This is a genomic window from Bacillus sp. B1-WWTP-T-0.5-Post-4 (assembly GCF_009183795.1).
Taxonomy (GTDB): Bacteria; Bacillota; Bacilli; order Bacillales; family Bacillaceae_G; genus Bacillus_A; species Bacillus_A cereus.
Window position 1 is genome coordinate 311,063 of the sequence record NZ_WEIJ01000006.1, and the last position, 21,875, is coordinate 332,937.

Consider the following 21,875-nt stretch of genomic DNA (forward strand, 5'->3'; position numbering starts at 1 on the left):
ATAGGGGATGCGATATTTTGAATGAAGTAACAGTTTTTATATAAGAAATAATTAGGTAGTCAGAACAGAGATATTTGGGAGGAAACAAGCGAGATGAAAACATTTTTGAAAATAATAGGTGTTATAGCTGGTATGGCGGTAATCGGAGTAGGTTTAACATATGGTATGCTGCATTATTTAAATAATAGTAAACCAGCTGCGAAAAAGGCATCACCAGCTGCTCCAGCAGTAGAAGTATTAGCTGATAGTAACGTAAAAGCAGAAGATGCAAAGATTTTAGAAAATGGCAATTATTCATTGCCAAATAGTGGTTTTAATAAAAATTTTAAATGGACAGATGAGAACATACAGACAGCATTACATGAAATGGCACATCAAAAGCGAGAGCTGATCAAAAGTGGGGTTATATTTTTATTACACAAGAGCGGATTGAAAGCTTAATTGATATTGTAAAGAGTAATGATCTTGTGCAGGGAAGTACATATGTAGAAATTTTAGAACGATGGAAACAAGGAAAATATGAAAAGGTTGATGGGGATCACAATAAGATTTGGAAATTACAAAGTGGGAATTTAGGAGAAGGAAAAGGAGTAATGTCGGAAGCTGAGCAAAAAGAATTAATTAATCAAGTGTTTATGAACAAAGGTACATATTCAGGTAGTAAATTAATTGCAGGTGGGGGACAGACTAATAAATAGTATACTAATTAATGAAAGAGAGTAATTGCTTATTAGGCAATTACTCTTTTTATATGTACGTCTTAATATTTTAGTCTCGTTCAAGTAAGGAAAGAAACGACTGTAACACCGGGGAAATCCATCTAGATTTATGATAGATTACATGACTTTGAATAACTGTTGGAGTTTCGATAGGCTGAAAACATAGTTGTTCTTTTTGACAACTTTCTTGTACAACGATATAAGGAAGAATTGAAATGCCTAACTCACACATAACGGATTGTTTAATGACTTCAACATTGGAAGTTTCAAATGTTTTATCTGGAATATTCCCGCTTTGACGTAAAAAACGATCTACCATTGGCCTATAGCCGCAGCTTTGTTCTGTAAAAATGAACTGGGTGTCCTGTAATAACTGGAATGGATTTGTATGCGCAGAGGAATAAGCTGGTAAAATCCATCCAAATGTTTCATTACTAAAAGTACGCGTAATAAAATCATTATGTTCTATACTTTCTCCAATTATGAAGACAACGTCTGTTTCTCCTTCACGTAATTTTTGTAATGCTTGTTCATTTGTGTTCGTTTCAAGCATGATATTTACTTTCTGATTTTTCTGTTTGTAAGTACGTAATAATTGTGGTAATCGATATACCGCTAATGATTCATTAGATGTAATACTTAATGTACCTTCTAAATAATCTGTGTTTTGGGGGATTTCTTGCGCTTTTTCATATATTGAAAGTAATTCTAATGCATAAGGATGAAATTGATGACCTGCTTTTGTAAGTAGCACTTTTTTCCCTAACCGATCGAAAAGTGGAATATGTAAATCGTTCTCTAAAGCTTTCATATGTGCTGTAACAGTAGATTGCGCATAACCTAGCGCATGAGCAGCTTTAGAAAAATTACCATACTTCACAATGGCGCAAAATGTTTTAACATGTCTCATTTCCATAAGCGATCCCTCTTTTATTATCATGATTTGTGAATGATTATATCATGTATTTTAATTTTCCAAATGATTAAATTCTGTATAAAATGAAATTGTAGAAATATTCATTTAGGTGATATTGGAGGAGAAAAGATGAACAAAAAGGGCTATCATGTAGCTGTTGTTGGGGCTACAGGTGCGGTAGGGCAAAAAATTATTGAACTGTTAGAGAATGAAATAAAGTTTAATATAGTTGAAGTTACATTGCTTTCGTCAAAACGATCCGCTGGTAAGAAAGTAAGATTCAAAGGACGAGAGATAATTATACAAGAGGCAAAAACAACTAGCTTTGAAGGTGTAGATATTGCCTTTTTTAGCGCTGGGGGAGAAGTATCTAGACAATTTGTAACTCATGCAGTTTCTAGTGGTGCGATTGTAATTGATAACACAAGTGAGTACCGAATGGCGCAAGATGTACCGCTCGTTGTTCCGGAAGTAAATGCGCACACTTTAAAACAGCATAAAGGTATCATTGCAGTTCCAAATTGTTCAGCATTACAGATGGTAACAGCACTTCAGCCGATTCGAAAATCATTCGGTTTAGAAAGAATTATCGTTTCAACATATCAAGCTGTATCGGGTTCTGGCATTCATGCGATTCATGAATTACAAGAGCAGGCTAAGTCTATGCTTGCTGGTGAAGAAGTGAAAAGTAATATATTACCGGCGAAAAAAGATAAAAAACATTACCCAATAGCGTTTAATGTACTGCCTCAAGTAGATATATTTACAGACAATGATTTTACTTTTGAAGAAGTAAAAATGATTCAAGAAACGAAGAAAATATTAGAAGATGAAAACCTGAAAATGGCAGCTACTTGTGTACGTGTTCCAGTTGTATCAGGGCATTCAGAATCGGTTTATATAGAACTGGAAAAAGAAGCAACCGTTGCGGAAATCAAGGAAGTACTAATGGATGCACCAGGTGTTATTTTGCAGGATAACCCTAGTGAACAGCTGTATCCAATGCCATTATATGCAGAAGGGAAAATAGATACATTTGTCGGAAGAATACGTAAAGATCCTGATACGCCAAACGGATTCCACCTCTGGATTGTTTCCGATAATTTATTAAAAGGTGCGGCTTGGAATTCAGTTCAAATCGCAGAGACTTTAGTGGAAAAGGGGATACTTTAATATAGTTTAAAAAACTGGAAAATCGTTAATGATTTCCCAGTTTTTATTTCATAATGGTTTTCTATATTTCGACCAACTTTACTTTAAATTAGTTGTTATTGAATTTTTATAAATATCTACTTTATGTGCAGTGAAGCGTAAGGTTTTGGATTCTGCATGAATTGTAAGATTAATAATAATCGATAACGGCATTTCGACCGTTTTCACAATATCTTCTATAGCAATATACTCATTTTTTGCTTCCTTATAATAAACAACAGAACGAATTACGGCCTCGTCACCTTCAATATCAATTTCACACATCATAGGGAATTTTTCACCATTATGTAAGAATAATTCGCCTAGTACGATTGAACCGTTTAATTCTTCTGTAAAATTAGTAGTTGCCGCTGGTTTTACCCATGTTTCGTCATGTTCTTCGTTTTCCTCTTCATCTATTGCCCATTCCCAAATGGGGTTTTGTTTTAGGTCCTCAATAGTTAATTTATCAATTGGTTTGCAACTACTCATACATAAATTCTCCTTTTATTTTGATAAATAAGTTTTTTGATTTCATGAATTAGATGATTGCTTATAAGTGGGTTTAACAAAGTATTTTGCTCATTTGATATCCAAACTACTTTATTTTGAAATAAAGCTATTACAGCAATATTAACAAAACTTTAATTGTCTAGTAAATAATTATTAGTGGAGATATTAAAATGGAATGGTGTTAAAGAAAGATAGTAAAAAACATCAAGGATGAATGAAATCCATTTGGTACGATATGGATATATCCAATGTGAGGGGGAGTTTGATGTATCAAGTAAAGGGGTATTTTTCATCATTAAAAGGAAGTTATTATGAGATTGGAAAGCAACAAGGGGAATTCGTGAAACAAAATCCGTATCTCATCCCGCAATTTATACACGAAGCAAATGTAATATCTAATAACCATTGGACAGAATCGAGAAATATACTAAACAAACATTGTCCAGGCATAAATGAAGAAATTGAGGGGTTTTGTGAAGTGTTAAAAATTCCTTCAAAAAATATGATGTATTACTATCAAACACTATTGAAAGCAGGTTGTAGTCATTGTGCAGTATTACCTAAAAAGACAGATTCAAAACACACATATGTATTAAGAAATTATGATTTGTCACCAGTAATAGATGATATGCGTTTTTGCTCGACGCATGTTGAAGGTGTGTATGCACATAGTGGTTTTTCTACTCAATATTTTGGTCGAACAGAAGGGGTTAACGAACATGGATTATCTGTTACATTTTCAGCATGTGGTCAACCAGTAGGAAACATTGCAGGTTTAAGAAAGCCAATGGTAAATGGTTTACAATGTTTTGCGGTAATTCGATTGTTGTTGGAGAAATGTAAAAATGTGCAGGAAGCTAAGTCACTAATAGAAGAAATACCAATTGCTAGTAATATTAATTTAATAATAGCTGATCCTTTAAGTGCAGCATATATTGAAATATTTGACGGTCATAAATCGACAATAACGATTGATGGTGAAAAACAAGCTTTTATTGTATCAACAAACCATGCAGTTAGTTCATCAATTCAGAAATTAAATAATAGGAAATTAGAACAATCAACAAAGAGATATTACCTTTTACATGAGCATTTAAATAGATATGAACAAGTAAGCATAGAGTCTTTAAAAAAGTTAGTAGAAGAAGAATATCCTGCTGGACTTACTGTGCATAACTATGAAGAATGGTTTGGAACTTTACATTCTGTATTATTCGATTTACATGATTGTACAATGAAGATTTGTTTCGGATCACCACTTTTAAACGACTGGTATTCATTGAAAGTTGGAGGAAGTATGCCGTTTTCTGAGGTGAACGTGAACTTTAAAAATAAAACTTATACTGACTTTTGGAAGGAAGATAAGAATGAATTGATACCTAAAAGATAAATGGGGTAAGATGGTGATGTAAAGAGTGCATTTATACTGGAGGGATTATCAATACTAAAGGTTATGTTACCATTTGTTCTTATCTTTTTTCTTGTCATTGCGATGTATATTGCTTATCAAAAGAGAAAAAAGTCTGGGATAAAAGGATTGAAAAGTGCGGTAACTTCTATTTGCTTCTTTTCACTTGCAATCTTAAATATGTTTGCATATTGGTTTCATTTTGGCGGTGCTTTTACTTGGTTATTTTCAATTGTATTATTGCTAGTTGGTGCATATTTTACAAAATATATTCCAATATCTAAAAGGGTACATTAAAGTTTATAGGAGTTAAATATAATGTTTACTTTGTTTTGAAAAGAGATTATTCTACTAAATTGTTGTGAAACGGTTTCATAGGATAATCTCTTTTGTTTAGTTTTGGAAAGAACGTACTGTGATTTTTAGTTGCTCAATAAATTTTCGAGTTGCAGCACACATATATTTATCTTTTCTATAAATTAGCCCTATTTCAATTATTGGAGTAGGGTTTTCTATTTTAATAGCTTGAATGTTTTTATTTTGTAAAAAGTCTATATATGGTTTGGGTAACACTGTAATTCCCATTCCTTTGGAAACCATTTGGATTAAAGATTCCATCGTACTAATTTCTAAAATTGGCCTTGGTTTAAAGTTTAACTTTTGACAATGAGATGTAATTAGTTCGGTTAAAAAGAAATTTTTAGGTAAAAGAATTAAAGGGTAGTTCTGTAATTCAGCAATAGATACATGATTACGTTCAGCTAATCGATGACCAGTGGGCACGACCAATGTAAGATCGCTTTTGTATAGAGGGATGGAGATAATCTCTTTATCTTGCACCGGGAGAAATGTAATTCCAATATCTAGTTCGTTTTGTAATAATTTTTCACGAATATCTCCTGTACGAAGCCCTAATACAGAAAGCTCTATATTAGGATATAAATTATTAAAATTTAAAATAGCTGGTGGTAGTAAATAATTTACGACGGTTAACAAAGCCCCTATTGTTAAGGAACCTTGCTGTAATCCGTTTAGGTCTTGAATAGCTGAACGAGCTTGTTCGACTTCATGAAAAATGGTTTTACTATGTGATAATAAAATCTTCCCTGCTTCAGTTAATGATATTTTTTTACCAATTCGATCGAAAAGTGGCATTCCTACTTCATGCTCTAATGCACGTATTTGTTGACTTAGAGAAGGCTGTGAAATATTTAATTTTTCAGCTGCTTTTGTGAAATGTAATTCTTTTGAAACAGCTAAAAAGTATTCAAGTTGTCGTAATTCGATTGGAATCACCTCAAGTATAATAATAGGTTATACCTATCATTATTATATAAATAATTGAATTGAACAATGATTTTAGAGGTTTTATAATCATCTTTATATAACAGAGAGGTTTGTAAAAATTAATCGAGAGAAAATACATGTAACACCTGTAAAGGAGGAAATAGAATGGCTAATGAATATCAATTATTATCTTTAAATATAGGATTACCAAAAGAGGTTACATACGGCGGAAAAGTAATTCATACAGGCATAAATAAGAAACAAGTAAAGGAACCGGTATATTTATCCTTTGTAAAATTTAATGGGGATGGACAAGCTGACTTAGTTCATCATGGAGGAGTAGATAAAGCAGTTTGTGTTTATACTGGTGATCACTATCCATATTGGAAAAAAGAATTGAATCAAGATTTTGTATATGGGGCTTTCGGAGAAAATATAACAGTTAGTGGTATGCGCGAAGAGGATGTTTGTATTGGTGATACGTTTGAGCTAGGACAGGCAATCGTACAGGTAACACAGCCAAGGCAACCTTGTTTTAAATTAGCAAAAAAATATAATATTCCAAAGTTACCACTATATTTTCAAGAAACAGGATATACAGGATTTTATTTTCGTGTATTAAAAGAAGGATGGGTATCATCAGTCGATACCTTAAAAAAACTACAGTCTGATCCAAAAGGTGTTTCAGTAGCGTTTGCTAATCGTATCATGCATAAGGAAAAACAAAATATTGAAGGGGTAAAAAGGATATTAGAAGTAAATGCACTTTCATGTAGTTGGAGAAAGTCTTTTGAAAAGCGTATAAGTGGAGAAGAAATTAATACGAAGGAAAGACTTGAAGGGATAAAAGAATAAAAATATTTTATTATAAATAGTGTATTTCTATTAGTAAAAGCTAATTAGAAAGCGCTATTTTTATATAATAAACTAATTAATATCCAGAAATCTTAATATTGTTTTATTCGACTTATTTTCAAATAGTCAAAACATAAAATTAATTAGACTTTTTTTTTATGTTTTATGATAGTATATTGATTGGTAAGACCTCTATTTTTAAGAGTAGGTCATATAAGTATATCTAATTTAATGGAATTTAATATTTGGAGGTACAACATGGGGAATGTTGAAAAATTGGCAAGTCTTCTAATAGAAGAACCGAAAAGAGAGCAGTTATTTCCTTTATTTGAAGAAGTGTTTGGAATTACAACTCAAACATTGAATGATTTTTCGGATAAAGGATATTGGGATGATACATATAAAGCTTTATCGTTTTTACAAGAAGATAAAGTGATTGCAAATGTTGCGGCATTTTCACTCCCATTATTAATTAATGGTGAAAAAATAAATGCAGCGGGTATTCAATCAGTAATGACACACCCTAATTTCCGTAGACAAGGGCTAATGACACAATTAATGGGTAAAATGATAGAAGAAATCGATAAGAAATGTGACTGTGCATTATTGTTTACGGAAAAACCTGAACTATATACAGCATTTGGATTTAAAGTTGTGCAGGAATATTTGATGACTATACCATATGATAAAAATATTAATAATAACGATTCACTACTTAAAAAGTTAGATTACTATAATATAGAGAATAGACAGTTAATACATGAAACTATTGATAGTAGCCAAAGGCTTTCAAATAGTTTTTCAACTTTAAACTTCCATCCTTCATTTTATTTGAATATGTATGATTCGGAATGGAATGAGAAATTGTATTATTCAGAGAAACTAGATGCTTTAATCGTTTATGAAGTAGACAATGAAAAGTTGAAATTATTTGGAGTATTTGCGCCAGTACTTCCGGTTTTAGATGAATTATGTGGAGAAATCAATGAAAGGTTTACTGAAATCGAATTTTATTTTTCTCCGGATCAATTAGGGGTTGAGGATGTACAGTTTACAGAATTACAGTCTAGCAAGTATTTAATGGTGCGAAGTGATAAAGAGTTAGATTTTAAAGGTTATAAATTCCCAGTATTAGCGGAGTTTTAAATGTCTATATAAATGCTTTATTATGGAGGAACTATGAATATATCGTATATACCAGAACGTATTGAGCAACTCACTATAATGAATGTACCTGAGTACTATAAGATTAATGATAATCATGCGTTTATTGTCCGTTCGAAAGCAGAAACCGATTTTTGGCTTAAAACACATTATGGTTTTGAAGTAATGAATGGTCATGTATTTTATAATGAGATGATGACAGACTTTCAAGCTGAAGTTCAGTTACGTATGAATCCAAATTCAAAATTCGATCAAGCAGGTCTTTTTGTTATGATTTCGGAGAACTGTTGGCTAAAAACATCTTTGGAATATATCCCTGAAGGGCCATCTCACTTAGGTGCTGTCGTAACGAATAATGGATATTCTGACTGGTCAACGCAAGATTATCCAACTGAAGCAGCTAAGCAACAACTTTGTTTTCGAATTATTCGAAAACGCGGTGATTATACAATATATGTGAAAAAGAGCCATCAATGGGAACAAATAAGAATCGCTCATTTGATGGAGGATATAGGGAATGAGCCTATTAAAATAGGTTTTTACACGTGTAGTCCTTCTAAAAATAAGGGATTTGAGACTGAGTTTTTACATTTTACAATTGAAGAAATATAGATGAAAAACCGTATTCTTTTCATTAAGAATGCGGTTTTTGTATTTATATAATATAAAGCATATGTATTGACCAGAAAGTCATTAATACTTATCATTTAATAATGTTAAATATTAATTTACATAATATAATAGAAGTAATGAAGAAATTACAAAATATATCGCTTAAATAAGGAGGGATATCAATTATTCAGTGGTAATTTCGTGGGAAAAGGAGATTATGTATGAAATCATTTCGTAAGTTATTACAGTATTTAAAACCATACATGTTCTTCGCTATTATTGGGCCGCTATTTATGGTACTTGAGGTTGCGATGGACTTAATTCAACCGACTATTATGCAACATATCATTGATGTTGGGATTGCAAATCGGGATTTAAATTATGTAATAAAAATGGGGTTTCTTATGATAGGAGCAGCAGCACTCGGTTTAGTTGGAGGGCTTGGGTGTATGATGTATTCTACAAAAGCAGCTGTTAATTTCGCTACAGACATACGAAAAGATGTGTTTGCGAAAATAGAAACATTTTCTAGTAATAATCGGGACTCATTTGGAACAGGTAAATTATTAACGATCGTGACAAATGATATCACTTCCATTCAATCGGCAATGACGATGACATTACGTGTTCTCGTTCGTGGTCCACTGTTATTTATCGGAAGTATAATTATTGTTTTTGTAACAGCGCGAGAGTTATTTCCAATATTACTTGTAGTTGTTCCGATTTTATTACTTGCGATTATTTTAATTGCAAGTAAAGCAAGTGGTACATTTAAAAAGGTGCAAGAGGCATTAGACAAAGTGAATACAAAGCTACAAGAAAATTTATCTGGTGTGCGTGTTATAAAAGCGTATGTAAGACAAAAATACGAAATCGCTCAATTTGGAAATGTAAATACAAATTTAACGAAGATAAATATTCGAGCTGTGCAACTTATTTCTTTAATGATGCCAATCATTATGCTAGTTGTAAGTGGCGGGATTGTCGCAACATTATGGATTGGTGGAGAAAAAGTATTCGATGGAACGCTTCAAGTAGGAGCGATTTTGGCATTTATTAATTACTTGAATATCATTTTAATGTCACTTATGTCGATTAGCATGGTATTTATTCAAATTGCGCGAGCTTTTCCATCTGCGGATCGTGTACAGCAAGTGTTAAATACCGGGGTTGATATTATAAGCAAAGCGAATGCGATTGAACCTGAGAAAATCGAGGGGAATATCGAATTTAAAAATGTTAGTTATAGCTATACGAAAAATAATGAATACGTTTTAAAAGATATTTCGTTTAGCATACAAAAAGGTGAAAAAGTAGGGGTTATTGGATCAACTGGAAGTGGTAAATCTACCTTAGCGAAACTGTTACCACGTCTATATGATGTGGATCAAGGTGAAATATGTATAGATGGAATAGATGTTAAAACATATGATTTGCAAAAACTCCGTGCTTCAATAGGGTTTGTACCTCAGAAGGCATTGTTGTTCTCAGGTAGTATAGAAGAGAATTTACGTTATGGTAAAGAAGATGCAACACATGATGAGCTGGAAGTAGCAGCTGCATCAGCTTGTGCGACTGAGTTTATCAATAAGCTGGAAGAATCTTATCAATATAATTTAACACAAGGTGCGACAAATCTATCAGGTGGACAAAAACAACGTGTATCAATTGCAAGGGCACTTGTGAGAAAACCACCGATTCTCATATTAGATGATTCTACGTCAGCAGTTGATGCGAAATCAGAGGCTACTATTCAAACAGCTTTAAAAACAAAATATAAAGGCACAACGACTTTATTAATTGCGTCCAAAATTTCTTCCATAATGGATGCGGATAAAATACTTGTATTAGATAATGGTGAATTAGTTGGCAATGGTACACATGAACAATTGTTAGAACAAAGTGAGGTTTATCAGGAAATTTATCTTTCCCAAGGTGGTAATTTGCATAAAGAAGGTGGGGAAGAACATGCGTAATTTTCAAGGGCAATTTGCTAATAAAGGTGGACGAAACACGCCAAAGATGGGGAAAGCTAAAAATGCTCAAGGAACTGTAATGCGGATATGGAACTATATGGGCTACCAAAAAGCTGCTCTTATGTTTGTTATATTTCTAGTCGTTGTTACTACTTTACTTGGATTATTAGGTCCCTATTTTATGGGGGTCATTATAGATCAATATATTGTACCGAAAGATTTAAGTGGTACAGCAAGAATGTGTATGTTACTTATCGCGATTTACGGTGTAACTGTACTTTTAACATGGTTACAAACATTTGTCATGATTAACGTTGCATTAAAAACAATTCAAAAAATACGACAAGATATTTTTGAGAAAATCCAAACGCTTTCTTTACGGTTCTTTGATGTGCGTTCCCAAGGTGATTTAATGAGCCGTGTGACAAATGATATAGATAATTTGAATCAAGCTTTGACACAAAGTGTTGTACAAATTATTTCATCAGCGTTAACTTTTATAGGTGTAACGATTGCGATGTTCGCTTTAAATTGGATTTTAGCAATTGTAACTTTAATTACAGTACCTATTATGTTTTACGTTACAAAAAAACTAGTTGCATATAGTGGTAAAAACTTTGCGAAGCGTCAAAAAGATTTAGGTGAATTAAATGGATTTATTGAGGAAGCAATTACAGGTGCGGATGTTACAACGTTGTATGGAAAAGAAAAAGAAACTGTACAAAAGTTCAATAAAATTAATGAACGGCTAAGAGTTTCAGCTACGAAGGCTGATACATTTTCAGCTTTTATTTTTCCAAGTATGAACTTTATTAATAACTTAGGTATGGGGCTTGTCATTGGGACTGGATCAGTTATGGTCTTAAACGGAATGACAACAGTAGGAGTTATTGCGGCTTTTATTAATTATTCTCGTCAATTCTCAAGACCGCTAAGTCAATTTGCGACTTTAATGAATACAATTCAAGCGGCAGTTGCTGGTGGAGAACGTGTTTTTGAGATTATGGATGAGGTACCAGAAATTCAAAATAAAAAAGACGCATTTGTTGTACAAAATTTACAAGGGCATGTTGCACTTGAGAATGTTTCATTTGGCTACGCAGAAAATAAAACAATTTTAAAAGAAGTGAGTCTTAAAGCGCAGCCAGGAGAGACAATTGCTTTAGTTGGTCCGACTGGATCAGGGAAAACAACAATCATTAATTTGTTAACTCGCTTTTACGATATACAGCAAGGACAAATTCATATTGATGGAAAAGATATAAAAGATTATGATATTAATTCTTTACGAAGTAAAATTGGAGTAGTTTTACAGGATACGTATTTATTTGCTGGTTCAATTATGGATAATATCCGTTATGGACGCTTAGATGCTACTGATGAAGAAGTTATCACTGCAGCTAAGGCAGCATCTGCACATTCTTTTATTAAGCATTTGCCAAATCAATATGAAACAGAAATTGCTTCAGAAGGATCGAATTTAAGTCAAGGACAAAAACAACTTCTTGCGATTGCACGAGCAATTTTAGCAGATGCAGATATATTAATTCTCGATGAAGCGACATCTAATATTGACACAAGAACAGAATTACAAATACAAGCAGGACTAAATAATTTAATGAGAGGTCGCACAAGTTTTGTGATCGCTCACCGACTTAAAACAATTGAAAAAGCAGATCAAATCCTTGTTATAAAGGATGGGGGAATTTTAGAAAGAGGGGATCATGAATCTCTCATGGAAGATAAAGGGTTTTATTTTGATTTGTATACGAGCCAGTTTAAAATATAGTAAAAGCATTGATATGTTGCGGTTTCTCTTGAGAGGAGAAACCGTATTTTTATATTTGTAAATATTACTATTCAAATGGTCTTTCACTATATATTTTAAAAGCATCCCCTGTATGCTAGGAAAAACATGTGAATAACGATTTAATGTTATGAACATATCTTTATAACTGAAGTGTTCACTTATAGTCTTTGGATGTATACCTTGTTTCAAAAGTAGCGTAGCATGTGTATAACGTAAATCATAAAATCGAACCTTACAAATTGGAATTTAAATAAAAAGAACGCTGTTAAAAGCGCTCTGAGACAAACCATATATTTAGAGAGGAATCAAGATAATATATGGATATTGTGTGAGAATGTTGTAGGTTTTAATGAAAAATAAAGCACACATATAAGTGTGCTTTTATGAACGCTTTAGATTTGTATGACTATATAGTCATACAATAAAATATGCTTGTTTAATATAAATGTGTGTCAAATCTATAAAAAGATATTGTGTATAAGGAACAATAAATGTTAATTAGCCAAGTCTTTTGTTTTTATCCTGCTATTTGCCGGGTAGTAAGACCCCCACCTCAAAATTCAGCAGAAGCAAAGAAGTTAGGCGGGGGCTGGACTGCCCGTAAAGTCCGATTGGTGAGGGCTGATTAAAGTTTCACTTTATTAACGAATTTGCGCAACTGTTAACGCTGCAGAACGAATATCTACTGTACCTATTACTTCAACGGGGACAATTTGAATTAAATCACCAGGGTTTAAGTTAATTAGAATGACACCACTTGATACATCGACTTCACCAGTTCCGATAATATTAGAACGGACTGCGGTTCCGGATCCTGCAATAACATTAGTCGATGAATTTAATGTCAAGAAAAAGCGTGCTGCTTCCGGGGCTAATGGAACGTTATCAAGGCTAATCGTTAATGTATAGCTAATTTGATAAATACCAGCTACCTGAATTTTAATACCAGTTCCAGTACTAATTGTATCATTGATTACAGGGACAGTAATATTAGGATTTGGGCCTGTACTAGGTAATAGTAGTGGTGTAAATAATGTTGCAAATTGAGGTGAAGTAGCATTGAAGGCAAAACCTAGGGCAGGTAGTGTACTAGGTACTTGTGCTTCACAATTAAAATTAGCGAATTTACGAATGGATGAGCGCATATTTTCACTCCTTTCTTGTATTTAGATTTCGTGAGTATTAACTTCACATTTTGGACAAGCATAATACAATATATGAAAATTTATAGTAGATAGTGCACAAGCATTACTATTACGGATAAAGCTATGAATAATAATAAATACTATATGGAAAAAGCAGTTAGCTAACTGCTTAGTAGGTTCTCCAAGAGCAAATAGGCGCAAAATTATTGCACTCTCAAAAAGATCACTACAGATAAGTGCTCTTTTTGAGAGTGAGTATAAATTTCTATCATTCTATCTAGTATTTGCACTGTATTATGTAGTTGCTACTAAAATTGATGTGAATTTTTAAAATTAGAGGTTTCTTTTAATGAAACCTCTAAAAAGACAACTAAATTTACGTTATAGTAAATTCAATTGCGATAGGAGTGCCTCCATCTAGGACTGCTCCTCCTACAATAGTAGCAGCTGTAGTAGTCACACCAGTAATAGTATCACCTGTTTGAATAACACCATTAATATAAAGTGTTAAAAAGGCATAAGAAGCAGGGAATGTTGTTACAGCACCAGTGTCATCAGTGAAGTCTGTGTTAGCAAAAGTTAAATCTGCTCCAGCAGCAGTTCCTGTTGCGGCTGTACTGACAAATCGTCTTCCAGCTATAAAAGGTTTAACGATAGGCATTTATATTCACCCCTTTTTGAGAATTAACTTAGACAAGTTTTTTGAAAGTTTTGTCCTGTATCGTATATTATGCTGTGCTTCTACTAAGAGATACGGCTTGTATACTAGTAAATAAGTATAATTATTATGCATTTTTATAAGTTAGGTTCTTATAAGTAATTAAGTGGTTAAGGTTGGATTTTGTATATGGTATGTTTATGTTAAAAAAGAGAGCTCTTTTAGAAAGAGCTCTTAATCAAATTATTATCTTAGTGTTGGAGGGAAACTGGCGGCCTCAGTGACAGATGGTAGAAATAATTTACGTGGTATTGTAATAAATTCAAGCGCAATTTGCTTTGGATAAAAAAGTATTTGAGTTAAATCTAGAGCATGTATTAATAGTATCATGAAGCTTGTAAGAATGATAAAACTACCCCAAAAGAAACTTTTTGAAGTGTTGCGGAAATCTTTTATTAAAGAAAAGAATGAAAAAAATGCGGTAACAATGAGAATAAAAAATTTATACTTATCAGCCATTGTGATCCTCCTAAAGAACAGTAATTTATATTATATCGTATTTTTCAATATTATTATAAAAAGATTTTAAAGTGAATAATAAGAAAAAAATAAAGCCATAACTTAAAATCTTAGTTTAGGTTCTATTGTTTGAATTCTTTGTTTTAGAAGGTATAAAATCTGAAATTGAAAATTTTCCAAATGAACTACCATTTTTTATTTCTGATCCAACATCAAGTGCTTAATGAAATGGTATGAAAGATTATAGGCTAGTGATACGAGATTAAATAAGAGGAATTTCCGTGCAGCAAGAGTTCTAGCTCAGATTTCTACTAGAGAAAAGTATGTAGTTGGAGTTGGTACGTTAATAAAAAACGGATGGATGTCGAAACTAAATATTCATGACATTAAGGACAAAGATCAGGAAATATAATTTGGTATTCTGGGAATAACCGGAGATCCGTAGTTAAGGTTGCATAGTATTTGTATTTTTTTTCTAATTTTTCAATTGTTGTTAAGTGATGAGAACCTAATCCGCGTCGTACACTATGTTGAGAAAGAGTCGGCCCGATTTGTAATTTTCGTTTTTTCATTGCATCGTTCCATGGACTATAAAAAAATTTAAAAATAAAAGCAGGTTCCATGTAAATGCTATAAGGATAATGCGAACCATGTCTCCCGACTCTATAGTTCCCGTGCGAATTATTGTGAATTAATCTACCGTTAAGATATAGTTGGTTTGGATTAGGTTGAATTATTATGCCGTGATAACGTTGTTTAACAAGCGGAGAGCTATATCTTGGATTAGTGTAGCCATGAGTCGGTTCATCAATCATCATAATCATTCTTATTGAAAACATATTGCCGCCCATAGTGTTAAGTGATTTGAAAAATTGTTCTTTATTATAACAGCACAGGAATTCTGTCGTATTCAATACCATTTTCCAGCCTGTAATTTCTCTTTCAATTTCCATAACTTCTTGATCAACTAAATAAGCATCAAATTCGAATGATTTTGAGTTTCGTATTTCCCAATTAGGAGCGAATGTTTTACAGATTTCAACTGAACGATCAGTGGATCCACGGTTAATAAGAATGCCATGATCAAATAGCTTTGTATGGTGCATTAACCACCACGGAAGTAAATATTCTTCATTGTAAAAATGAGAAATTAAAGTAGTCTTAATCAAAATCACCTCCGTATTTAACCTGCTTCTTATTTAATATGATATGGAAGGAAACCTATTGTTAGAAGGTTTCCTCTTAAAAGTTTTAAACCACATAGGGTATGTGGATGGATTAGTATGTAAAGTAGTCTGAATGATAAAGAGTGGTATTAAAAAGTACAAAATCTAAAATGAGCATCGAATTAGTGTATAACGATTGAAACGGCACTGAAAACTAATAAAACAGCCATAATGATGTTAAATAATTGATTATGTTTTAATAAAAGTTTTTGGAACATGGAACCAAAAAGGCTCCAACTAAATGTACTCAGTAAACCGACTATACCTAGAAATAATGAGAAAAGTAGAAAACTTGAATATGAATTGTAGTAAGGGAGTATAAAAGTAGAGACTACTGTGAGTCCGAATAATATTCCTTTAGGGTTAATAAATTGAAGGAAAATACCCACTGTAAATAAGTTTTTATTATTTTTTTCATTGTGACCGGCACCGCCTTTACTAGTAATTATTTTAAAGGCTAAATATAGCATATACGCGATACCTAAAATTTTTAAAGGAAATTCAATTATAGGGATAATATTAATTAATACAATATTAAAGAAACTGCATAAAGAAGTGAGGATGAAAAAACCGAATGCTACTCCAAAACAAAAGTTTATGCTTCTCTTTAATCCGTGTTGATTTGCGTATGTCATAGCTAAGAAATTGTTAGGACCAGGTGTGAAGCTACTTATAAATACAAATAACAAAAAAGAAAATATAGGCATTTCAAAACCTCCTAATTTTTTGTATGTTATAATGACCAAAAAGAACAGTATAACGTGTGCTTTTTATTATACATAACGGTCGTTATATTGTATACAGTGTAGGAGTGTTTTTTATGGAAGAAATTCAACTTATTCTGGCAAAAAATTTAAAATCAATACGTGAAAAAGAAAAATTAAGTTTAGAAAAGGTCTCTCAATTAACAGGTGTAAGTAAAACAATGATTGGACAGATAGAAAGAGGAGATTCAAGCCCGACACTAACAACAATATGGAAAATTGCTAATGGTTTGAAAGTATCATTTACCTCTTTAATTAATAATCCACAGCCTGATACGAAAGTAGTTTTACGAAATGATGTTCAAGTATTGTCTGAAGACAATGGGAGATATAAGGTGTATCCCTCATTTCCTTTCCAAGATAATAGGAATTTTGAAATCTATATGGTTGAAATTGATACAGAAGGGAAATTAAGTTCAGAAGCGCATAAAGAAGGAACAGAAGAGTTTATAACGGTATTTGAAGGGAAATTGACAATTGACATAAACGATTGTCAATATACGTTAAATAATGGAGACTCAATTCGCTTTAAGGCGGATAGACCGCATACTTATACTAATTCAGGAAGAACATTAACGCGGTTAAGTATGACTATTTATTATCCAGCTTTATAAGCTGGCAATAATATAAAGAGTAAATGTGTATTGTTAAAACCATCTATAAGAGATGGTTTTATTTTTTGAATATAAAAAAAGACACTCAATTGAGTGTCAATATAGTATTGCTCTCGCGTATAGGATTGGAGATGTTCCTCAAATACATATTGAGATGGTCTGTAAAGAAGAAACGATCTTCATCTTTAATGTAACACCGACATAGGGGAAGTGTAAATTGATAATATATATACGGAAAATTTAGTATAGATGTTTTCTACTATGGATATAGTACAATTTATTTTTATTACGTAATCACTATCGTAATATTTATCAATTGAGTATTTAGATTGTTTATTATAAAAAGAATGAATCATTTTTTAATCAATTCGTATAATTGTAAGAGAGGCACCTGTTGATCCACCTCCAACTAAATTCACGACAGATAATATACCAAATAATTGTAGTGAAATTGTATTACCAGCATTTAAATTAGTAATTAAATTATTACTATAATTTGAAGTTGATAAAGCGGGAGAAAAAATAGAGCCAGGAATTGGCGTAGAAGCGTTTAATAGTAGTCTAGTTCCAGCAAGTAGAGCGGTTGTCGTATTAACTTGATAGGTTAAATGATATCTTCCAGTTACAGGAATTGTAAATACGTCATTTGAAGCGTTAACTGTAAAATTACCAAGACTTTGGTTATTTGAAAGTGGAATGTTTGTTCCTCCTAATATGACTGAAACAGGACCACCTGATGTATTATTAGCGAACATAGAGTTTGTTGTAACGATAGACCCAGTACTACCGGTAGGCCCAGTACTTCCGGTAGGCCCAGTACTTCCAGTAGGCCCCGTAGGTCCAGTAAGCCTGTAAGGGAAAATAATGTCAAGGGCCATTGACATTATTTCTTTTTTTCTAATTTCATTATTATCTTGAATATAAATCACCTCATCTTTTTAAATAAGAATGTAATAGATTTAGTACTTTTTAAATAGAATGATTAATTTATTATATTAATTAAAGCGGTTATAGCAACGGTAAAATGTTTAATATATGTAATAATTCTTTGGGAAGAAAAAAGAGAATAGTTATAAAGTTATTCTTTAATGATAGGGTCATAATGATGTGTATGAATTAAAAAACATGTGGAATGAGGTATTAAATTGAAACGCAATGACAATTTATCATTGAATAAGGGGATGATAGGCCCAGAAAATATTGGACCTACATTTCCGATTCTTCCACCAATTTATATTCCAACAGGAGCAACAGGGCCGACCGGAATAACAGGAGCAACCGGAATAACGGGACCGACCGGAATAACAGGAGCAACCGGAGAAACGGGACCGACCGGAATAACAGGAGCAACCGGAGTAACCGGAGCAATAGGAATAACGGGCCCGACGGGAGCAACAGGAGAAACGGGACCGACCGGAATAACAGGAGCAACCGGAGAAACGGGACCGACCGGAATAACAGGAGCAACCGGAGAAACGGGCCCGACCGGAATAACAGGAGCAACAGGACCGACCGGAATAACAGGAGCAACCGGAATAACGGGCCCGACGGGAGCAACCGGGATAACAGGAGCAACCGGAATAACAGGCCCAACCGGAATAACGGGCCCGACCGGAGAAACAGGTCCAACTGGAGAAACGGGCCCGACTGGAATAACGGGCCCAACTGGAGTAACCGGGCTAACCGGAGAAACGGGACCAATTGGAATAACGGGCCCAACCGGAGCAACAGGTCCTACCGGGGGTATTGGCCCTATAACAACAACCAATTTGTTATATTATACTTTTGCAGATGGAGAGAAACTTATATATACAGATGCCGATGGGATACCTCAATATGGTACAACGAATATATTATCGCCTAGTGAAGTTTCATATATTAATTTATTTATTAATGGAATAATGCAACCACAGCCATTATATGAGGTGAGTACTGGTAAATTAACTTTATTGGATACTCAACCTCCATCGCAAGGATCTTCAATTATATTACAATTTATCATTATTAATTAAAAGGACAGATCCTTAATGAAAAGGAATCTGTCTTTTTTTGTTTTATATTTAAATAGTTAAAATTAAGTGAAGGTACATTCAATTTCTAGCTGTCATAAATGGTTGAATGATAGGGATTTTAACTTCAATCCTTTTCACAGTGTATTGGAATAAAATATAAAATGAATTTTTCAATATATTATATGAGAGTTCTCTATAATACAAACGGCTTCATGTTTAAAAAGAGAACACAATCTTAGTAAAGAAATAATGTATATTTATATAAAAAAATGGCACTGTTAATTGTTGAGTATATTCAAATTAATATGTGTATTTAAACCTAAGAGATAAACGTGGAAAAATAAAATAAACCCGTAAGTTTAGGTATTTAATCTAAGCAGTCAATTATTAAAAACATATAATTAATATGTGAGTCATGAACATAATTAAATAGCGTTTGTAAGTTTAATTATATTTCATGTTTCCTATTTTAAGTCAATATATAACATATTTTTTTACAACTTTATGATCCTTATAATAGGAAAAACTCAAATATAAAACAAGTAAGGAGGACATAAATGACAAACAATAATTGTTTTGGTCATAACCACTGCAATAATCCGATTGTTTTCACTCCAGATTGCTGTAACAATCCACAAACAGTTCCAATTACCAGTGAGCAATTAGGTAGATTAATTACTTTACTAAACTCTTTAATAGCGGCTATTGCAGCGTTTTTTGCAAATCCAAGTGATGCAAACAGATTAGCTTTACTCAATTTGTTTACTCAACTATTGAACTTACTAAATGAATTAGCACCTTCTCCAGAAGGGAATTTCTTAAAACAATTAATTCAAAGTATTATTAATTTACTACAATCTCCTAACCCAAATCTAAGTCAATTACTTTCTTTATTACAACAATTCTACAGTGCTCTTGCACCATTCTTCTTCTCTTTAATTATTGACCCTGCAAGTTTACAACTTTTATTAAACTTATTAACTCAATTAATTGGTGCTACTCCAGGAGGCGGAGCAACAGGTCCAACAGGTCCAACAGGTCCAGGAGGTGGAGCGACAGGTCCAACAGGTCCAACAGGTCCAGGAGGCGGAGCGACAGGTCCAACAGGTTTAACAGGAGCAACAGGAGCAACAGGCCCAACAGGAGCGACAGGTCCAGCAGGTACTGGTGGAGCAACAGGTTTAACAGGAGCAACAGGCCCAACGGGAGCGACAGGTCCAACAGGTCCAACAGGTTTAACAGGAGCAACAGGCTTAACAGGAGCGACAGGTCCAACAGGAGCAACAGGCCCAACGGGAGCAACAGGTTTAACAGGAGCAACAGGCTTAACAGGAGCAACGGGTGCAACTGGTGGCGGAGCTATTATTCCATTTGCTTCCGGTACAACACCAGCTGCGTTAGTTAATGCGTTAATAGCTAATACAGGAACTCTTCTTGGATTTGGATTTAGTCAGCCTGGTGTAGCTTTAACAGGTGGAACAAGTATCACATTAGCATTAGGTGTAGGTGATTATGCATTTGTAGCACCACGCGCAGGGGTTATTACGTCATTAGCAGGTTTCTTTAGTGCAACAGCTGCATTAGCTCCATTATCACCTGTTCAAGTGCAAATACAAATATTAACTGCACCTGCAGCAAGCAATACGTTTACAGTACAAGGCGCACCTCTATTATTAACACCAGCATTTGCCGCAATAGCGATTGGTTCTACAGCATCAGGAATCATACCTGAAGCTATTCCAGTAGCAGCTGGGGATAAAATACTGTTATATGTTTCATTAACAGCAGCAAGTCCGATAGCTGCAGTTGCTGGATTTGTAAGTGCAGGTATTAATATCGTTTAATTTGTTACAATGTTTAGTAGGAAATTAAACAGGGGTTTGTATATAGTCCTTCCTAATAAATTTAGGAAGGACTATATTTTTTGAGGAAATAAGTAATAAATCAATTGAATAATTACTCTTTATTAAGTTCGTATAAAAAAGTATAATTTACCCTTTCTCATTTAAGGCATAAGTTATGTAACTTTAAAAATTTCCGATCAGCAAAAAAAGATGAATTCTTTTAAAAAAGAATTCATCCATAAAATAAACTATTTATTTTTATTGCAGTTACATCCTTTTTTCTTTACATAGCCTTGCTCGGCTAAGTCTCTTTGCGATTGGGAATTGGAAGATTGAGAATTGGAAGATTGAGAGGATGCTGAAGAGCTACTATTTTTATTATAAGAGTAGTTTTTTCGATAGTTATAATTACTCATAGTACTATCACCTCCAATTTAATATATAAATATTATATGTATGTACACTATCAATTGTTACTATTATTAATAGGAAGAGAACATATATTAATAGGAAGAGAACATACAATAAAAAAATCTCCTCGGTATTTTCCTAGGAGATAAATGATGATTCTTTTAAAAATTTACAAATTAATAGCCCCAGTAAAGAGGAAAGTAATAAGAATCTTGGGGATACGGATTATGT

The 21,875-nt window shown here is 33.2% G+C and carries 20 protein-coding genes and 1 pseudogene; 12 read left to right on the plus strand and 9 right to left on the minus strand.

Annotation, left to right across the window (positions count from 1 at the left end; genetic code table 11):
- The first annotated feature begins 93 nt into the window (after nucleotides 1-93).
- Nucleotides 94-698 (plus strand): annotated as a pseudogene (locus tag GBN91_RS20075) (PRK06770 family protein).
- 70 nt (nucleotides 699-768) lie between these two features.
- Here the strand turns inward: GBN91_RS20075 and GBN91_RS20080 are convergent.
- Nucleotides 769-1,635, minus strand: coding sequence for a LysR family transcriptional regulator (locus GBN91_RS20080; RefSeq protein WP_152122084.1), 867 nt, complete (start codon nucleotides 1,633-1,635; stop codon nucleotides 769-771).
- 129 nt (nucleotides 1,636-1,764) lie between these two features.
- Here GBN91_RS20080 and GBN91_RS20085 point away from each other — a divergent pair, with 129 nt between their 5' ends.
- Complete coding sequence (locus GBN91_RS20085) at nucleotides 1,765-2,808, plus strand: aspartate-semialdehyde dehydrogenase (protein WP_001034720.1); 1,044 nt, start codon at nucleotides 1,765-1,767, stop codon at nucleotides 2,806-2,808.
- 78 nt (nucleotides 2,809-2,886) lie between these two features.
- Here the strand turns inward: GBN91_RS20085 and GBN91_RS20090 are convergent, their stop codons facing one another.
- The gene (locus GBN91_RS20090; protein ID WP_044307218.1) at nucleotides 2,887-3,318 is read right to left on the minus strand and encodes a hypothetical protein; all 432 of its coding nucleotides are present in this window, start codon (nucleotides 3,316-3,318) and stop codon (nucleotides 2,887-2,889) included.
- Nucleotides 3,319-3,604: 286 nt separating this feature from the next.
- On the opposite strand from GBN91_RS20090, the gene GBN91_RS20095 reads away from it, so the two are divergent.
- Together GBN91_RS20095 and GBN91_RS20100 are read left to right on the plus strand one after the other, a co-directional pair.
- On the plus strand, nucleotides 3,605-4,729 hold the full coding sequence (locus GBN91_RS20095; protein WP_152122086.1) for a C45 family autoproteolytic acyltransferase/hydrolase: 1,125 nt from the start codon (nucleotides 3,605-3,607) through the stop codon (nucleotides 4,727-4,729).
- A 63-nt stretch (nucleotides 4,730-4,792) separates the two neighbouring features.
- On the plus strand, nucleotides 4,793-5,044 hold the full coding sequence (locus GBN91_RS20100) for a hypothetical protein (protein WP_000936605.1): 252 nt from the start codon (nucleotides 4,793-4,795) through the stop codon (nucleotides 5,042-5,044).
- A 96-nt stretch (nucleotides 5,045-5,140) separates the two neighbouring features.
- Here GBN91_RS20100 and GBN91_RS20105 read toward each other — a convergent pair whose 3' ends face one another.
- Entirely contained in the window at nucleotides 5,141-6,043 is a 903-nt protein-coding gene (locus GBN91_RS20105) for a LysR family transcriptional regulator (protein ID WP_149215847.1), read from the minus strand.
- A gap of 156 nt (nucleotides 6,044-6,199) precedes the next feature.
- On the opposite strand from GBN91_RS20105, the gene GBN91_RS20110 reads away from it, so the two are divergent.
- The 5 genes from GBN91_RS20110 (at nucleotide 6,200) to GBN91_RS20130 (ending at nucleotide 12,430) form a co-directional block, all read left to right on the plus strand.
- Nucleotides 6,200-6,889 (plus strand): MOSC domain-containing protein, encoded by a 690-nt coding sequence (locus tag GBN91_RS20110; RefSeq protein ID WP_152122088.1) that lies wholly within the window; start codon nucleotides 6,200-6,202, stop codon nucleotides 6,887-6,889.
- Nucleotides 6,890-7,147: 258 nt separating this feature from the next.
- Nucleotides 7,148-8,035 (plus strand): GNAT family N-acetyltransferase, encoded by an 888-nt coding sequence (locus tag GBN91_RS20115; RefSeq protein WP_152122090.1) that lies wholly within the window; start codon nucleotides 7,148-7,150, stop codon nucleotides 8,033-8,035.
- A gap of 33 nt (nucleotides 8,036-8,068) precedes the next feature.
- Entirely contained in the window at nucleotides 8,069-8,665 is a 597-nt protein-coding gene (locus GBN91_RS20120) for a DUF1349 domain-containing protein (RefSeq protein WP_152122092.1), read from the plus strand.
- Nucleotides 8,666-8,886: 221 nt separating this feature from the next.
- The gene (locus tag GBN91_RS20125; protein ID WP_152122094.1) at nucleotides 8,887-10,641 is read left to right on the plus strand and encodes an ABC transporter ATP-binding protein; all 1,755 of its coding nucleotides are present in this window, start codon (nucleotides 8,887-8,889) and stop codon (nucleotides 10,639-10,641) included.
- Entirely contained in the window at nucleotides 10,634-12,430 is a 1,797-nt protein-coding gene (locus GBN91_RS20130; RefSeq protein ID WP_152122097.1) for an ABC transporter ATP-binding protein, read from the plus strand. Before GBN91_RS20125 ends, GBN91_RS20130 begins: the two co-directional genes overlap by 8 nt.
- A gap of 662 nt (nucleotides 12,431-13,092) precedes the next feature.
- Here the strand turns inward: GBN91_RS20130 and exsF are convergent.
- The 5 genes from exsF to GBN91_RS20160 form a co-directional block, all read right to left on the minus strand.
- A complete protein-coding gene (gene exsF, locus GBN91_RS20140) occupies nucleotides 13,093-13,596 on the minus strand; it encodes an exosporium protein ExsF (protein ID WP_152122099.1) in 504 nt (167 codons plus the stop codon).
- 376 nt (nucleotides 13,597-13,972) lie between these two features.
- On the minus strand, nucleotides 13,973-14,257 hold the full coding sequence (locus GBN91_RS20145) for a DUF4183 domain-containing protein (RefSeq protein WP_001123247.1): 285 nt from the start codon (nucleotides 14,255-14,257) through the stop codon (nucleotides 13,973-13,975).
- Between the two features lie 243 nt (nucleotides 14,258-14,500).
- A complete protein-coding gene (locus tag GBN91_RS20150) occupies nucleotides 14,501-14,773 on the minus strand; it encodes a hypothetical protein (RefSeq protein ID WP_000774115.1) in 273 nt (90 codons plus the stop codon).
- Nucleotides 14,774-15,159: 386 nt separating this feature from the next.
- Nucleotides 15,160-15,942: a glycosyltransferase family 2 protein gene (locus GBN91_RS20155; RefSeq protein ID WP_000598280.1), complete on the minus strand. Its 783-nt coding sequence runs from the start codon at nucleotides 15,940-15,942 to the stop codon at nucleotides 15,160-15,162.
- Nucleotides 15,943-16,121: 179 nt separating this feature from the next.
- Nucleotides 16,122-16,706: a LysE family transporter gene (locus tag GBN91_RS20160; protein WP_149215806.1), complete on the minus strand. Its 585-nt coding sequence runs from the start codon at nucleotides 16,704-16,706 to the stop codon at nucleotides 16,122-16,124.
- A gap of 56 nt (nucleotides 16,707-16,762) precedes the next feature.
- On the opposite strand from GBN91_RS20160, the gene GBN91_RS20165 reads away from it, so the two are divergent.
- The gene (locus tag GBN91_RS20165; RefSeq protein ID WP_113732221.1) at nucleotides 16,763-17,377 is read left to right on the plus strand and encodes a helix-turn-helix domain-containing protein; all 615 of its coding nucleotides are present in this window, start codon (nucleotides 16,763-16,765) and stop codon (nucleotides 17,375-17,377) included.
- 359 nt (nucleotides 17,378-17,736) lie between these two features.
- On the opposite strand, the gene GBN91_RS20170 is transcribed toward GBN91_RS20165, so the two are convergent.
- The gene (locus GBN91_RS20170; protein ID WP_149215807.1) at nucleotides 17,737-18,306 is read right to left on the minus strand and encodes a BclA C-terminal domain-containing protein; all 570 of its coding nucleotides are present in this window, start codon (nucleotides 18,304-18,306) and stop codon (nucleotides 17,737-17,739) included.
- 216 nt (nucleotides 18,307-18,522) lie between these two features.
- Here GBN91_RS20170 and GBN91_RS20175 point away from each other — a divergent pair, with 216 nt between their 5' ends.
- The gene (locus GBN91_RS20175) at nucleotides 18,523-19,389 is read left to right on the plus strand and encodes a DUF4183 domain-containing protein (protein ID WP_152122102.1); all 867 of its coding nucleotides are present in this window, start codon (nucleotides 18,523-18,525) and stop codon (nucleotides 19,387-19,389) included.
- Nucleotides 19,390-19,946: 557 nt separating this feature from the next.
- Nucleotides 19,947-21,233, plus strand: a complete 1,287-nt coding sequence (locus GBN91_RS20180; protein ID WP_152122104.1) for an exosporium glycoprotein BclB-related protein — start codon at nucleotides 19,947-19,949, stop codon at nucleotides 21,231-21,233.
- Nucleotides 21,234-21,875: the final 642 nt, after the last annotated feature.

Coding starts and splice junctions, on each gene's coding strand:
- GBN91_RS20145 (WP_001123247.1), bottom strand. CDS start 14,257: ATGCCTATCGTTAAACCTTTTATAGCTGGAAGACGATTTGTCAGTACA.
- GBN91_RS20180 (WP_152122104.1), top strand. CDS start 19,947: ATGACAAACAATAATTGTTTTGGTCATAACCACTGCAATAATCCGATT.
- GBN91_RS20130 (WP_152122097.1), top strand. CDS start 10,634: ATGCGTAATTTTCAAGGGCAATTTGCTAATAAAGGTGGACGAAACACG.
- GBN91_RS20120 (WP_152122092.1), top strand. CDS start 8,069: ATGAATATATCGTATATACCAGAACGTATTGAGCAACTCACTATAATG.
- GBN91_RS20115 (WP_152122090.1), top strand. CDS start 7,148: ATGGGGAATGTTGAAAAATTGGCAAGTCTTCTAATAGAAGAACCGAAA.
- GBN91_RS20085 (WP_001034720.1), top strand. CDS start 1,765: ATGAACAAAAAGGGCTATCATGTAGCTGTTGTTGGGGCTACAGGTGCG.
- GBN91_RS20125 (WP_152122094.1), top strand. CDS start 8,887: ATGAAATCATTTCGTAAGTTATTACAGTATTTAAAACCATACATGTTC.
- GBN91_RS20080 (WP_152122084.1), bottom strand. CDS start 1,635: ATGGAAATGAGACATGTTAAAACATTTTGCGCCATTGTGAAGTATGGT.
- exsF (WP_152122099.1), bottom strand. CDS start 13,596: ATGCGCTCATCCATTCGTAAATTCGCTAATTTTAATTGTGAAGCACAA.
- GBN91_RS20100 (WP_000936605.1), top strand. CDS start 4,793: ATGTTACCATTTGTTCTTATCTTTTTTCTTGTCATTGCGATGTATATT.
- GBN91_RS20110 (WP_152122088.1), top strand. CDS start 6,200: ATGGCTAATGAATATCAATTATTATCTTTAAATATAGGATTACCAAAA.
- GBN91_RS20090 (WP_044307218.1), bottom strand. CDS start 3,318: ATGAGTAGTTGCAAACCAATTGATAAATTAACTATTGAGGACCTAAAA.
- GBN91_RS20150 (WP_000774115.1), bottom strand. CDS start 14,773: ATGGCTGATAAGTATAAATTTTTTATTCTCATTGTTACCGCATTTTTT.
- GBN91_RS20095 (WP_152122086.1), top strand. CDS start 3,605: ATGTATCAAGTAAAGGGGTATTTTTCATCATTAAAAGGAAGTTATTAT.
- GBN91_RS20160 (WP_149215806.1), bottom strand. CDS start 16,706: ATGCCTATATTTTCTTTTTTGTTATTTGTATTTATAAGTAGCTTCACA.